Here is a 17536-nt window from a genome sequence, read left to right as displayed (position 1 = left end):
TTCTGGTAGCAGCAACTGTACTTACTAATGTTGCCGGATTTACTATGTTTCCTCCTGTGGCAGCATCATACCAAACAATGCTTGAACCTGCTGGTACTGTAGCGGTAGCTGTTAGAGTTTGTGAAGATCCTGTCTCACATACTGTTACGTTACCCGGAGCAGTTGGTGCTGATGGTACTGCAGGAGTCGCATTGATCGATCCTGAAGTAGCTGGACCTGAACTACACAATGAAGTAGCATCTTTTGCCACAACAGTATGTGTTCCAGCGCTTACATTAAAAGTAGCAGAAGGAAGCGTAGCAAACGTTCCGCCATCTAAAGCATATTGAGTTGTTGCACTGTAATTATTAATGGTCAACTTTCCGGAAACACCGCAAGTTGGCTGTGTAATTGTTAGTGTTGGTGTTGCTGGTAACGAATTCATCGTTATAGTACCAGTTATTGTTTTTTCTGTACAAGGTGCTGTATGACCAACTGTTGTTATACTATAGGTTCCATTTGTTGTTGGAGTTCCTGAAATCGTAACTGTTTTTGCATCTGTATCAACTTTAAAATCTAATCCGCTTGGTAAGTTTGTTACGGTAGCATTGGCAGCACTTCCTCCAAAAGTATAAACTGTAGTTGGGATTGCTGATCCTGTACAAACTGCCGGGTTTTGTGTACCGCTGGTTAATGCAATTGTAGAAGGATTATTTATAACTGCAGTAACTGCAATTCTTGATGTACTGGTACAACCAGAAGACACAATACTTGCGCCTACATAATAAGTAGTAGTAGCTGTTAAATTAGGAGTATCAAAACTTCCTCCGGTTTTTAATGATGGACCTCCGGTCAAACTACTGTACCAATCTATAGTTGCTCCAGCTGACGCTGTAGCAAGTAACGTTACTGTTCCTGCACCACAATTAGAACCTTGTGTAGTAGAATTTATTGTTGGTGTAGTATTTATTGTTGCTTTAACTTCAGTTCTGGCTCCTGTAGTACATAAATTATCAGTTGCATCAACAAAATAACTAGTTGTTGCTGATAAACTTGGTGTAGTAAAACTTGGACCTGTTGCCAATGATGGACCACCTGTTGCAGCAGCATACCAATTGATTGTTCCTGATGAAGCGGTTGCCCCCAAAATTAATGATCCTGCATCACATCGTGAAGCTGGTGCTGTGTTTGTTATAGTTGGTATTGCCTTAATAACAAAATTAGTCGCCGTTCTACAGCCAGGATTACTAGAACATTCTGCATAAAAAGTAACAGATGTAGGTGCGGTCCTATTTACTACTCCTGAATTTAGTACTCCAACAGGATCAAAAGAATTTCCTGAGCCTATTGCTGTACCACCAGATGGGGATGTATACCAATTTATAGTTCCCGGAGTCTGTAACATTACCTCACCTCCGTTTGGTCTAGATGTTACTCCCCAAGAAAAAGTACCTGAAATTGTACCTGTACCTGTACTATTTGCATAAGTAGTAGATATTAACGTATAAGTAGTTCCAACGTTTAAAGTCATAATTCCTGAACCCGAACTAGCACCTAAACGAGGGAGCCTATTTCCAGCGCTGTCATCATCACCCTTAATCCAATTACCTGTTGCACAACTACCTGGAACAAAAGCTCCCGAAACAATATACCCCATGGGATCATTATTACTACTAGCATTCATCTCTAATATATAATTCCCAGAAACACTTACTTGGAAAGGAATGGCAACGTAATTTCTAATACTATTATTATTATCAAACCCGCAACTACTAGAATTAATCATACTAGTACTAGGTCTTAAAGCTGTTGGGTCGGTAGTCGCATTCCAAGTGCCTGATATTGTAGTTCCAGAATTCACAAAATTACTTGAACATGTAGAAGTAGCTGTTAATGATCCGGTCCCGTTTTGACACATTGATACTCCAGTAGTTGTAGGTGCATTGGCAACTGTATTAATAAGCAAACCTGTTCTAGGAAGTGAAGTACATCCCAATCCGTTAGTTGTAGTTACCTGATAGGTACCTGATACCAAACCAGGAAAAACACCAGTTGTATTATTTACCGGTCCACTTACCGGATTTGTTCCTGTTAAAGTATAACTTATACCTGCACTATTGGCAGGACTACTTACCGTTATGGTTCCCGTTGGCGTATTACAACCAGTTTGTGTTGTTACAGTGGCTGTAGGAACTGCCGGTAAAGCTGAGATTGTTATATCATCGATAACTACAGATGCACCATTACCATTAAAGTTCGTTCCTAGAACGGGGGCTTGGCTGGCACCTTCGTATTTTGTATTGACCGTCCCATAAGCGTTTGTCAATGCAGTTATATTTCTGACAACAGTTGTACGTGTTGGATCAAGATATATTGCCTGCGCACTCGCACTATATGCTCCTGCAGTACTAAACGATGTTGCTATTCTTCCAACTAAAGTTATTGTGACCACTCCATTTTGAGCAATATTATACACTCCAACTAAAGGATTATTAGCCGTACCTGTATTACTCAAAGCTCCGGAAGGTCCAGAAGCTTCAGCTGTATATGTTGCTGTTGCTGAATCAAAGACTATATTAGTAGGTGCAAAAGTAAAGTCCAAAACAACTCCTGCAGCATTTCCAACACCTGTATTTTTTATTTGAATTTTATAAGAAACTTTCTCTCCTATTGCATTACAAGTTGATGCAGTTGACAAAGATTCTACTGTTGTTTCTAAAATAGGAAAACAGCTTGCATTAACCTGCAAATTTGCTGGTAGATCCTGAGAAGTAAAAGTCGATACATGTCCATCTTCTCCAGCAATTGCTCCGTGGACGGTACTACCAGCGTTATTAGTAGCTCCTGTTGTTACTCCAGGCAAACCTTTACTTACATTTGTAGTAATTGTTACAGTTCCTACAATATTGTGTCGGATAATACCACCACCACCACCACCACCAGGTCCGTGTTCGTTGTTAGTATCTCTTTCTGTATTTCCTCCGTTTCCTCCCTTTGCATTAATCGTAATAGCCCCTGTACTACTATTAGAAATATTTAATAATACAGTTCCTCCTGCTCCTGCACCTCCGGCACCATCAGGTGAACCTGAATAAACTCCCGCTGCTCCATTTCCACCATTCGCTTCAATTGTTCCGGTACCTTGAACTGTCCCAGCATTAATAAGTATAATAGCACCTCCAACACCTCCTTTTACTCCATCAACAGCATTGTTGGCATCTCCGGCACCACCTCCACCACCCATAATAAGGCGTGTTAATGGTGGTGCAGCTTGAGTATAAGATTTAGATCCGGGTCTTCCTCCTCCTGTAAAGTTAGGCCAGCGATCTCCTCCAGCATATCCTTGCCATCCATAACCACCTAAACCACCGGAACCGCCGTTACCACCGCCACCGCCACCGGTATTGTGGTCATTACCACCTCCACCAGCATTGGCGGGAGCTCCCAATCCTGCAGATCCTCCCGGCATACCTTCAACTACATTGTCAACCTGATTAAAACCGTCCCACATGAATCTAGGGGTTCCTGCTATTCCTTCTCCTTTTCCTGAAACAATCGTATTTGAAGAATTTGCTACATATATAGACGCATTATTTGCCTCCGAAAGCGCTCTTGGGCTGTATCCTCCCCTAAAACCTCTGGCATTTCCATCAATTTTATATCCATTAAAGTTGAATGTTCCCGAAACATTAAAAGCGATTACCCCGCCCGCAACACCATTAAAAGGAGGTGTCTTTATATCTGAATTTAAGGTTAAATTAGAATATTGTGGCACCCTGATAACCTGAAATGTTTTCTTTCCTTCTGTTGCTGTTGCAACTGCATTAAAAAAACTATTGCTAACACCATTATTACTTCCAGTACCTTTGAACGTTAAGTTTCCTCCGGCTAGTGGTACACTATTGGTCGCAATAACATACTCAAAAACACCCGTATTACCAATATTAGTAAATCCTGTACCTCCCTTACTATCAGGACCACTCGTCGAAGTTCCCGAACCATAATTAGCATTATTTCTATAATCTATTGTAGCATCCTGCATTTGGATAATTAAGATCAAATCTCCTGCAGAAATTGGAGTGGCACCAAAATTATTTAGATGCGTGTCTGTATCTGGTACTTTACCTAATAAAATAGATTGCGCTCCAACAAATAAAGTGACATTACCATTGATTGGAAAATAAGTATTTACGGAACCTGTTATCGCTACAGGACCATCAACTCCAGGTGTCCCACAAATTTGGGCAAATGAAGAGATCGAAGTTACTGTAAGAAATAAAACAAGTGAGATTAGCTTAAATGAATTAAACATTCTAAAAGTAAAGTTACGCATAGACAGACTCAGTATTAATTTGAGAAATAGAAATAGCAAAAGCCGAAAAACTAAAATTAGTTTTCAGCATATAATAGAAATACGTTAAAATAAAAGGAATGGTTTTTGAAAATCTTAAAAAAGTGGTTCGCCGATTTTCATAACAAGAAAGTAGTTTTTGCACCATAAAATAGCATACATTCAAGACATAAAATTGTCTTATAGGTTAAAATTGTAGTTTTGGAGTCGCGAAAATATACAAACAGCTGTATACTAACTACATTCGTCGATAAACTACCAAGATTAACGTTGAATTGCACTTTTTGCCGACAAAAAAACACTTTTGACGACTAAAAACATGACTATTTGGTAACTAAACAGTAAAAACCAATTGAAATATTATTGATATATTCTTTTTTTAAAGAATAAAGTGACAAAAACGCAATAGACCAAAATAAAAAAAGCACGACAATATCGTGCTTTTTCGTAATTAACAATTTGAAAATCAATATTTTAATTTATTTCGATAGGTATAAATAACCTGTTAAACTAATTGGCTCATTTAAATAGGTTTTGTAAGTAATAACATAAAAATAAGTACCATCCGGTAATCCATCTTGTTTTTTGACTGTTGCTCTTCCTTCTGAAATCCCTCTAAAGGCAACTGACTCATTATCATAATTATAAGCATCATAAACCAAAACTCCCCAACGATCATAAATTTCTACATATGCGTCTGGATAACATCTTATTCCGTCAATTTTGAAAATATCATTTACACCGTCTCCATTAGGAGAAACTGCATTATAAATAGTTACTTTACAGGAATTTAAAGGCAGAATTGTAGGATCATCTTCTAAAACAGAATTATCATCTGATTTATCTGTCACAGCAATTCCATCCGGACTAACTGCATTGACTTCTGCCTGATTTTCTACCTGCCCCAAAGCAATATCAGAAGCCGTTAAAACATAAGTTCCTACAAAATTTTCTGTATTTGTTTCTCCTTGTTTTAAGATTATCGGACCTCCGTTAATAGTTATTCCTGGTTTTGAATCTTTAACTGCAACATTTACAAGTAAAATATTTCCAGTATTTGTAACACTAAAATGATACGTAACTGTTTCTCCAATTTCGGCATAACCATTTTTATTTTCGTCATTAAATATTGCTGTTTTGACTATGGCAACTGAAGGCTGAACTGCTAAATCGATAACTGTTGGATCATCATCACCCGTTAAAGTTGGATCAGTGCTATCTGAAATATCTGTGACAGGATTTCCTTGCGGATCGTCTCCAATAACTAGAGCTGTATTGACAACTTCCCCATTGGCAACATCGGCTTCTTTTACCGTATATGATGCAGTTGCAGTACCTATTGCACCAGGAGCGAGTACACTTGGAGTAACCGTTATTGAAGTAGCGGTTAACATTGGATCTGTTATTTCAAGATTACTAAGAACTACATTTCCAGTATTTTTAACTGTAAAATTGTAATTGATTACAGAACCTACTCCTCCATTTCCTGTTAATTGCCCGCCTTTAATTAATGTAAGATCTTTAAATTGAGTTACCGGTGTCACGGTCGGGTCATTACTACCTGTAAGAGTCGGATCATTACTATCTGATAAATTCTGAATTCTGCTACCTACCAAAGGTTGTGCGGTAACTAAAGCTTGATTTACCACAAATCCTAAATTAATATCACTCTGCGTCAAAACATAAATTCCGGTATAACTGGTTACACTAAATTCGCCAACTGCGAGTGAAATTGGACTACCTGAAATTATTGCTTTTGGATCAGTTACTGTGACATTATTAAGATTCATTGTCCCAGTATTTGTTATACGGAATGAATAACGAATCAACTCTCCCGGCTGTGCATAACCATCTCCATTTGTATCAATAAAAACACCTTGTTTAATTAACGTGATTGATGGTTGAGAAACGGTTATTTTAACGACAGCCTGATCACAATTTGTTGCGTTTAAATTCTCACAGATCTGATAGACAATTGTATAGTTCCCCGTAGAAGTTCCTGCCGGCACACTTACCAATCCTGTCAAAGGATCAAGAATTGGTACTGCTGTCGAGTTGATAACATCAGCGGGTGAAACCACCGTTATTTTAACTTGTGATAATGTTGGTGGTAAATTATCTAATAAATCATTGGTTAAAACATTTACGACATTAATTGCACCATCTAAACCATTAATTCCTGTCGCTGCATCATCATTTGCAATAATTGGTCCTGAAACAACTGTTACGACAATATCAGCTTGACTGCAATTTGTTGGATTCAAAACCTCACAAATTTCATAACGTATAGTATATATTCCACTTGGGGTTCCTGCCGGAACGCTTACTTTTCCTGAAACAATGTCTAATGCTGGTACTGGACCTGCATTAATTGATGTCGCTGGTATTATGACTCCTATTTTAATTTCTGACAACTGCACTGCAACACCGTTCAAATTATCATTTGCTATTGCATTAACAACATCGGCTTGACCTTTGAAACCATTTACATTTAAAGCTGCATCATTATTTGCATCAATGGTGGTTGCAATCACCGTAATCAATACTATTGCATCGTCGAAATTTGATGGATTTAAATTCTCAGAAATTCTATATTGAATTCTGTACAATCCTGCTGGCGTACCTGCTGGAACACTAACAATTCCTTTTGATGGATCTAAAACTGCTACTTTTGGATTTCCATTTATTGGACTCGCCGGAGCTAAAATTGTAATTGTAATTTGGCTAATATTGATTGCCGTAGCTTTTGTCTTTTTAGCTACTATTGAAGAATTATTGAAGGAATCATTATCCAGAACATTCAACACATTAACAGATCCTACATACCCGTTTACATCTACTTCTACATCATCGTTGGCTATAATTTTAGCAGCTACTACCACTATTTCGATATCTGCTTCACTACAATTTGCAGCGTTTAATTTTTCGCAGATTTTATAATGAATCGTATATTTTCCTGCCGAAGTTCCTGACGGTACATCGACACTTCCTGTCACAATATTTAGCGTTGGAACTGGATTTCCTGTAACATAATCACTTGGTAATATTGTGTTTATCGAAATAATATTAATTTCAGATAATTGAACTGCTGTTCCGTTAAGCAAATCATTAGTTATCGCATTTACAACATTTGTTGCCCCATCAAAACCATTGATATTATTTGCTGAATCATTAACCGCAAGAATTGGAGCTCCAATTACATTAATAAATACTGTTGCATCATTACAATTGGTTGGATTTAGTTTTTCACAAATATGATATTTAATTTCATAATCGCCTGCTGGAGTTCCTGCCGGAATACTTACGAAACCAGTTAATGGTTCTAATACCGGAACTGGCCCACTATTGATTGGTACTGCAGGTATATCAACAGTAATATCAACTTTTGATAAGTTTGTTGTTACTCCATTAAGATTATCATTTGCTACAACGTTTATTGCATTTGTGGTCGTAAGATATCCATTAATATTAGCGACTGCATCATCATTGGCTTCAATAATTGGAGCAGAAACTTCAATTGTTATAAATGCTGTATCATTATTTGATAAGTTAAGTTTTTCATTTAGCTGATAAACTATTAAATAAATTCCTGCGGGAGTTCCAGCCGGAACACTTACAATTCCTGTTTGTCCATTTAATACCGGAACCAAGCCTCCGTTGATTGGTACGGCAGGAATAATATTAGTAATTGTTACTTCTGAAAAAATTACCGGAGAGCCATTCAAAGTATCATTATCTAAAGCATTTAATGCATTTGGATTACCAACAAATCCATTGATTGGAGTAAAGTTTGCATCATTAAGAGCATCTATTAAACCAGGAATAACGGTAATCGTAATAACTGCTTCATCACAATTGTTTGGATTAAGATTTTCACATATTTTATAAACAAATTTATATTCTCCAGCTGGAGTTCTTGGCGGAATACTTACCAAACCTGTACTACTATCAAATATTGGAATCGGACCTCCATTTATAGCACTTGGGTAAGACACTATCGTTGTAGTAATATCTACAAGATCTAGAGCTCCGCCATTTAGTAAGTCATTATCATAAGCATTTATTACATCATTTGCACCCTCATAGCCATTTACATTTAAAACAGTATCATCATTTGCTTCAATTTGAGGTGCAATAACATTTACTGTAATGATTGCATCATCGCAATTTCCCGGATTAAGCTTTTCACAGATTTGATATTTAATCTGATATTGCCCTGCAGGTGTCCCTGATGGAACATTAACTCTTCCTGACGAAGTTAATAGTTCCGGAACTGGCGCTCCAGGAAAAGCAGGAGTAGCTTGTTTTAAAATAAAAGCAGTTAAAACACCCGCCAAATTTATGTTTATAATCTCGCCATCGAAACTATCTGCTCCGGCTGTATTGGTATAAGCATTTATAACATTTACAGCTCCATCATAACCATTTACATTATTTACGACATCATCATTTGCGACTATTGGTGCCGGATCTACTACAATGGCAATACTTGCATCAGAACAGTTTGTTGGATTTAATTTTTCGCAAATAGTGTATGTAATGTAGTATGTGTCTGCCGGAGTTCCCGCGGGTACAGTTACGTTTCCTGTAGCAGTACTAAACACCGGTACATTTGCTCCCGGATATGAAGGGGTCGCAGCTGTATTTTGTGTAACAGTTATTCTATCAAGATTTGCCGTAGTAATTGGTATACCGTTTAAACTATCATTATTAAATGCATTCACAACATTCATCTGCCCGATATGTCCATTTATATTTTCAGCAATATCATCTTGGGCATTAATTGGCGCTGCTCCAACCGGAATTAAAACTCTCGCTGTATCACAGTTTCCTAAAGCCGCTAACTCACATATTTTATATTCTATTACATAAAGTCCGCGTACGGTTCCTGCCGGCACATCAACATCTCCCGTATTAGTATTTAAAACAGGAACTAATGGAACATTGTTGTCGATAGGCAGCGCTGCACTGACAACTGAAATTTGAACAGTTGAAGTAGTTGCGGGTAAACTCGCAAGCGTGTCATTTGTTAATACATTTATAACTGATAAATGCTCAACAGATCCATTTAAAATAACAGGAACAATATCAATTACTGCGTTAATTCCGGCTGTAGTTACACTTATCGTTTCAATTACTGTCGAACAATTTGAAGGATTTGCATTTTCACAAATTGTATAAATCAATGTATAATTATCCGCAGGCGTTCCCGGTGCTACAGAAATAGTATTTGTGCTCGCATCAAATATCAAATAGGGAGAAATAGAGTCTACTGTTAGCGTAATATCAGCAGGATTTAGTTTTACTCCGTTTAACAAATCAGAATCTAAAATTGTGTGCGTTCCGGTATTCCCACCTAAATCGCCAGAAATTGGTGCAAAATTTTCAGCAACAGCACATATTCTATTAAAAATCGTAAAAGTTTTCGCCGGAGAAATACAAGTACTTAAACCTATTCGTCGTACATAGATTTGTACGGGCCCGGAAGGTAAGTCTGAAAAAACATTACTTGCCTGAAAAACAATACCATCTTTACTATACTCATATCCTGTACCTAAATCAGGATTTGTAATAGAAACTGTACCACTGGTATTATCACATGATGGTTGTTGGGTAACATCTCCTGTTGGAGCTAAAGGCACACCAAAAACATTTAATGTTACATTGTTTGAAATGGTCTGGCAACCTGACTGTGATTGCGATATTAAGACTCTAAAATATTGATTTCCTGCTGTTGCATATGTTGGAGTTGTATATAATGCAGTTGTACCACCGTTTCCTACTGTTACATTTGAATAAGGTCCTGCCAGCGCGGTAGCTGTCTGCCATTGATATAATAAATCACTTGCCGGAATATTTCCTGAAGCCACAACACCAAAAGTATGCGTTTCATTGATACAAACTTCGCCATCTGTTGGTTGTATACTTATTAATGGAGATTCAAAAACATCAATTCTGGCGGGATTCGAGTTTACGACACCGCAACCAATTTCTGAATCAGTCACACGTAATCTATAAAAGGTATCTGAACTTAAAGATCCTGTTGTATAAGCAGTTGTATTCGCTCCCGAACCATCTGTTACATTTGCCCAACTTGTTGTTCCGTCTAATGATTTTTGCCATTGATAGGTAAAGTTTCCGGAACCATTTGCTGCGCCAGATGTTAATGAAAATGTACCGCCCTCACAAATATTTCCTCCAACGGGCTGTGTTGTTATTGTGGGGTCTGGAATGACAGTTGCTTTTACAAAACTTGTAACAAGTGTGCAATTTGGGTTTGATGATGTAATTACACAACGAAAGTAAGTAGTTGTATTTAGAGCTTTTGAAGTATAACTGGAGCTAGTCCCACCCACTCCGTCGATCACATTTGTCCATGAAGTTATTCCGTCAGGAGAATTTTGCCATTGATAAGCAAAAGAAGCTGATCCATTATTTGCCGAAGCTAAAGCCGAAACTGAAATCGTTCCTCCTACACAAACTGTTGGTGGAGTTACAGGTTGTGTAATAATACTTGGAATAATAACTATTGCAACGCCTGATGTAACTGGATTACAACCCTGAGTTGACTCAGAAACTACAACTTGATAATAAGTCGTTTGTCCTAGATTTGGGGTCGTGTAACTAGATGAATTTGCTCCATTAATGTTAACAAAAGGACCTGCTAATACACTAGAACTTTTCCATTGATAGGTATAATTCCCTAAACCTCCGGCTGCTACAACATTTAAAGTTGCGTTCGAACCACTACAGATATTTGTTTTTACTACCGGTTGTGTTACTATCGATAGCGCCGATAAAACTGTTACGGTAGCCACAGCTGAAGAAATAGTAGTACAACCACTGCCGCTAGCTGAAACGTTAACTCTGTAATAGGTTGTTTGAGTTAACGCAGGTGTAACATAATTTGCCGATGTTGCTCCGTTTATTGCTGTAAAAATGGTGTTGTTTATACTGCTAAACCATTGATATGTTAAACTTGGCGTACCATTTGTTGCTGTTACGGATAATGAATGATTTCCTCCTGAACAAATTGTTATTCCGGTTGGTTGAACTGTAATTGTGGGATCTGGAACTACAGTTGCGATCACTTCGTTTGATGTTAAAATACATCCTGTAGTTAGTGAAGTAACCAAACATCTAAATTTTGTAGTTTTTGTTAGATCATCAGAAATAAAACTTGCAGTGGCAGCACTTGCATTAGTTTCATTAACATAACCAGAACCTGAATCACTTTGCCATTGATAACTAAGGCTTCCGGTACCTCCATTTAATGAAGCTCTTATATCAATACTTACCGTTCCTCCTACACAAATCACCGGTGGAGTTACTGGTTGAGTTATAATAGTTGTAACAAATACCATAACCGGAACTGAAAAGACTTCGCAACCATTAGGCACTTGTCGAATTCTGACTCTGTAATAAAAATTAGACGTCAAAGGTCCGGTAGTATAACTTGCAGTTGTTGCCCCCGTTCCTCCAGTTGTGTTTACCCATCCTGTAATTCCATTTATTGATCGTTGCCATTGATAACTTAAAGCTCCGCCTAACGGATCTCCAGATGCTACAACTGTAAGTCTATGTGTTCCGCCAGAGCAAATCGTATTTTCAACAGGTTGTTGTGTAATAACCGGATCTGGAATAACATCGACCAAAACAGTATTTGAACTCACTAAACCACATCCGTTCCCAGTTGCCGAAACATCTACTCTATAATAAGTATCTGAGGTAAGTACCGGTGTTGCATAAGTATTTGAAGTTGCTCCTGATATTAATGCGAAGCTTACATTGTCAGAACTGCTATACCACTGATAATTTAAAGTTGGCGTTCCACCTGTAGCGGCAACTGATAAAGTAATTACTCCGCCTGAACAAACAATACCTCCTACTGGCTGAGCTGATATTGATGGATCTTGAACTACAGAGGCTGTAACAGTATTTGAAGTTAAAACACAATTTGTTGTTGATGAAGTAATTAGACATCTAAATTGAGTTGTACTATTTAAAACATCAGAAACAAAACTAGCTGTTGTTGCGGTTGGATTTGTTTCATTTACAAAGCCTGAACCCGAATCACTTTGCCATTGATAACTTAATGTTCCTGATCCTCCATTTAATGATGCCGATATACTCACATTCACAAATCCACCCATGCAAATAGCCGCTGGATTTGTTGGTTGTGCAGTAATTGTTGTAACGTTAACTAGTGTAGGGTTTGAAAAAGTTTCACACCCACTTCCAGATTGTGTTATACGTACTCTAAAATAAAGGTTAGAAGTTAATGCTGCTGTAGTATAGGTATCTGTGTTTGCTCCCGTTCCTCCTGAAACGTTTGCCCAACCAGAAGTTCCATTAGTCGAACTTTGCCATTGATATGCAATCGGGCCAGCAGCATTATTTGTTGTAGTTCCTGCAACTGTCATGATATGTGTAGCACCTGAACAAATGGTATTTCCAATAGGCTGAGAAGTTACAACTGGATCTGAAATAATCGTTACTTTGGCAATATTACTGGTCATTTGGGCGCATGAACTTGCAACATTTACTCTATAATAATATTCTCCGCTTGTCAAAGAAGCATTCGTTACATAAGAAGCACTCGTTTGTCCGGAAATATCTGTCCAACCACTAATTCCATTAGAAGAGCTTTGCCACTGATAAGTATAAGGCGCAATACTGCCGGTTGGCGCTGTAATCAAAGTTACAGTTCCTCCCTGACAAATTGTAGTATCATTTGCTAATGATGAAATACTTAAATCTGATGCTCTTTCAATATTTACTTCATCAGAATAAGGAGTACAAGAACCATTGCTAATAGTCCATTTTAATCTTGTAATCCCTACTGAGATATTTGTTACTGTTGTATTAAATAGATTCGGATTTGTTATCAATGCCGTATTTCCTACATTCGCGACAAAAGTCCAAGTTCCTGTTCCAACTGAAGGATTATTACCGTTTAATGTCGCTGTTGTTGTATTACAAATTGTTTGATCAATACCAGCATCTGCTAATGGTGGCAACGCATTTATTGTAACTGTTACATTACTTGAACTTGGTGGGCAAGATCCGCTGGTAATTTTCCATTGAAAGATATAAATACCGGCTTGAGCTCCAAAAACGACAGTTGTAGGAGAGGTCGGACTTTCAAAAACAACATTTGAAGGTCCCGAAACTTGTGTCCAAAAACCTGTTCCAATTGTTGGTGGGTTAGCTGCCAAATTCAATGCCTGAAATTCACATATCGAAATTGGCACACCGGCGTTAGCAACTGTAGGAGATGGATCCACAACTAATGTCATCTCATCAAAAAACTGACACAATCCATTTATTGAAGTTGAAATCCATCTTAAAACATAAGTTCCAGATCCACCAGGAGTGAAAGTTGCATTTGGATCTGTAATATTCGAAAAAGACTCCCCGGCAGGACCACTTATTTTTTGCCATTTACCAGTTCCAATTGTAATTACATTTGCTGCTAAAGTTGCTGATGATGATTGACAAATCGTTTGATCGGATCCTGCATTTGGTGTAGTTAAATCTGCAGTTACAGTAATTTGAACAGTATCTGTTGTAGGTGTACAAATTGTTCCATTTGAAACTGTCCAACTAAAAACATAAACTCCTCCCGTTTGGGTCAAATTAGAAACTGTTGTCATTGGTAAAATTTCAGAACTAAAAATAGCCGCTGTTGGACCTGATACCTGAGCCCATTTTCCTATTCCTACTAAAGGCGGAATAGCTGTAAGATTTGCTATTGATCCACAAATAGTATTATCTCCGCCTGCAATTGCAGCTGAGGGCGCATCAGAATATTCAACTCTCACCTGATCTGATTTACTACATGTTCCTGAACTCACTGTCCAATTAAAAACATAAATTCCAAAATCAGGATTTAAATATTTTGCATTTGGAAGTGCAGGATTATCAAATGCTCCTCCACTTGGACCAGAAAGAACTGTCCATTTACCTGTTGAACCCGCATCAGCAGAAGTAGCTGCAAGTTGAATAGTCGTTGAAGTAGTAACGCATAATTTTTGGTCAGATCCCGCATTTACTTCTCCTGTGATTTGTCCATTTATTGTTACACTAATATCATCCGAAGTTTCAGGACAAGATCCAGCTGCAGCAATTGTATATCTAAAAACATAAACACCCGGGAGCAATCCTGTTACAGCGGCAGTGTTACTTCCAGTCGTTGTAATTATTGGAACACTGCTTCCTCCGGATACATAACTCCATGTACCTGTGCTACCGTCATTTCCTTTTAAGAAAAGTGCCCCTTCTAAACAAGTAGAAAAGTCCGAACCAGCCGCCGCCGCTTGGGTTACTTTAACAGTCATTAAATCTCTGCTTATTGGGCAATTTATTCCGTTATAATTTAACCATTCTAAAACATATTCACCAGTTATTAGCCCTGATAAAGTTGAAGTTGCTGATCTTGTATTTGAAAACACAGGCGAATTTGGTCCACTAATTAATGTCCAAAGACTTCTACCAACCGCAGGTGTTGTTGCCGCCAATATTGTACTGGTTTGATTACATAATATCTGATCCGGTCCAGCAACTGCTGTTGACGGTGGCTCGTCAACATTTAATTGAACTGAATCTGAAGAAGCAGCACAAACTCCTCTGGAAATTGTCCATTTATAAACCCATCCCCCCGCTGTTAAATTGATTATAGTTGTTGTGGGACTTGTTGGATTTGTAATAACTGGGCCATCTCCTCCGCTAACCAACTCCCACAAACCAGTTTCTCCTGTCGCAGGAGTATTTCCTGTAACAGTAGCACTATTTGTACATAAATTTTGATCATTTCCTGCTTGCGCAATAGTTATAGCTGGCGCAATAGTTATTGCAACTGTATCACTAGCATCTGAACAGCCAACATTTGTAACAGTCCATTTAAACTCATAATTGCCATCACTCAACCCCGTTACCGCAGTATTAAATTGTGTTGGACTTACAATTGTGCCTGTCGCTCCAGCCGTCTGCACCCATAAACCATTTCCTGGACTAGGATCGTTAGCAGTCAACATTACAGAAGTTGATCCTGTTCCAAGACATTGATCAACGCCTGCATCGGCATTAGCTCCCTGCGTATTATTTGTTGTAACATTAACTGTATCTGAAGAACTACCACATCCATTTGCAATCGTCCATGTAAAAGCATAAACTGTATTTTGTGCCAAACCAAAAGCTTTCGAATTTGGATCATTTACATCACTAAAAGTTATACCTGCTGTAGGAGAAACTGTCCAAGTTCCATTTTCACTTGTCATAGTCGCGTTTCCTTGTAGTTGAACCGGAGCACCAAAACAAACAGATTGATCATTCCCTGCCTGAGCTGCTGTAGGCATTGCACTTGACACGACAACTTCTGAAGTACTTTGTGTATCATTACAAGCTAAACCTCCAGAAATAGTCCATCTAAACTTATATCTTCCATTAACCAATGGAGAAACTGCCGTTGTCGATTGACTCGCATCTGTGAACGTTACTGTTGTCGGCCCAGAAACTTGGGACCATTTACCTCTACCTCGGGTTGGTATATTTCCCGCCAATGTCGCAGATGTTGCATTACAAGGCAAAACTTGAGTTGTTCCTGCATTTGAATTTACCGGTTGAGCTGAAGAAATAATTAAAATATTATCTGAAACGGTTTCACATTGACTCTCGGTAACAGGAACTTTTAACAATCTAACAATATAGTTTCCTGATACTACCAAATTATCAATTGTTAAGCTGCTTCCGGAAAAATTAATTAAAGCAGTAGGGTAAGTTGGATAAAATGGATTAATTGGTCCATCGACAATTTGCCATTTTATTTGACCATTTCCCACAGAAGTAATTGGCATTGTAGCTGAAAAAACTCCACATGATAATTCTTGATTACTTCCTCCGGATATAGACATCGTTTCTTCTAAAGTAACGGTATACGTCCCAGTTCTCACACAATTTGTAGTACTATTGGTTAAAGTGTATAAAAATGTATAAGTACCAAATGCATTTAGTCCTGAAACTAAAGTTGAAGGCGAAGTTGGACTTTGAATTACAGCTGTTGGTCCACCTGTCTGCGTCCATTGTACCGTTTCACCCACATATAATGGTGTTGTTCCTTTTAGAACTGTCGATGTTCTTCCATCACAAAAATACAGTTTACCTCCTGTAACATTTGTCACATCGGCAGTTGGAGGAGGAACAATCACTGTAACTTCATCCACCCCATTCGCACATGTGCCAGCAACCGTCCATCTAAGAACATATGTTCCTTGAATTAAACCGCTAACATTGGTATTATTATCATTTGCATTTGCAAAAGAAGGAATACTTGGTCCGGAAACAACGGTCCATATTCCTTGTTGTTGACCAGGAGTTCGTCCTCCAAAACTTCCATTAAGATTTACAGCTTGAGTTGAAGAATAACAATTTGAAAGTGTAATGTCTGCACCGGCTGTCACAGGCTCAATTCCTCCTAATGTTGTAATAACTACATCATCAGTAGTTTCACAATTAGATGATGGATTTTTTATAGTCCATCTAAAAGTTGTTGAACCTGTACTATTTCCCGAAACTGTAAATGAAGTGTTTGGCGAATTCGAATCGTTAAGGGTAATTCCTGCATTGTTATTTCCAATTACAGTCCATTTACCAACTTCAGATGCTCCAACTGCATTAGCACTTAAGTTATATGTTCCCCGACAATACGATTTATCAAGACCGGCATTTGCCATAGTGATGGGTAAAACAGTCATAGAGACATCATCAAAGATTGTAGAACTATCTCCACATTGTGCCGTCAATCTAAATACATAAGTATTTCCAGGAATTGCTCCCTTTACTAATGTTTGCAGAACATTAGGATTTACGATCTGAACAGCCGGTCCTGATATTTGAGACCAAACTGGCTTTAGTAAAAAATCTGATCCAGGCGTTACATTTGCAGTTCCTAACAAGTAAAATTGGTCTGGAGGCAAACCCAAATCTCCACCCGGGCAAGTTATTTTATCAGCATTCGAATTTATTGTGCAATTTTGAGAAAATGTATATACGGGAAGTATAAATAAAAAAAAGAAAAGCGTTTTATTAAATCCTTTACGTAATTTATCAGAGTAATTTAATTTCATAAATTTAAATTTTGGAATTAAAAACAAAGGAATAATCGTAAAACAAGGGGGCATTTAACACAAATTTAATAAAAAAAAGCTT

General features: G+C 37.9%; 2 protein-coding genes. Both read right to left on the bottom strand.

What is annotated here, in order from left to right:
• Positions 1–4312, bottom strand: a 4312-nt coding sequence (locus ACHRVZ_RS11205; protein WP_395422495.1) for a beta strand repeat-containing protein, incomplete at its 3' end; no start/stop codon positions are given.
• A gap of 497 nt (positions 4313–4809) precedes the next feature.
• Complete coding sequence (locus ACHRVZ_RS11200) at positions 4810–17454, bottom strand: gliding motility-associated C-terminal domain-containing protein (RefSeq protein WP_395422493.1); 12645 nt, start codon at positions 17452–17454, stop codon at positions 4810–4812.
• Between the last annotated feature and the right edge of the window lie 82 nt (positions 17455–17536).

This window comes from Flavobacterium sp. FlaQc-57 (genome assembly GCF_044007395.1).
Classification (GTDB): Bacteria; Bacteroidota; Bacteroidia; order Flavobacteriales; family Flavobacteriaceae; genus Flavobacterium.
Note: the sequence above shows the minus strand (reverse complement) of the source record. Positions and strands in the feature narration are given on the sequence as shown.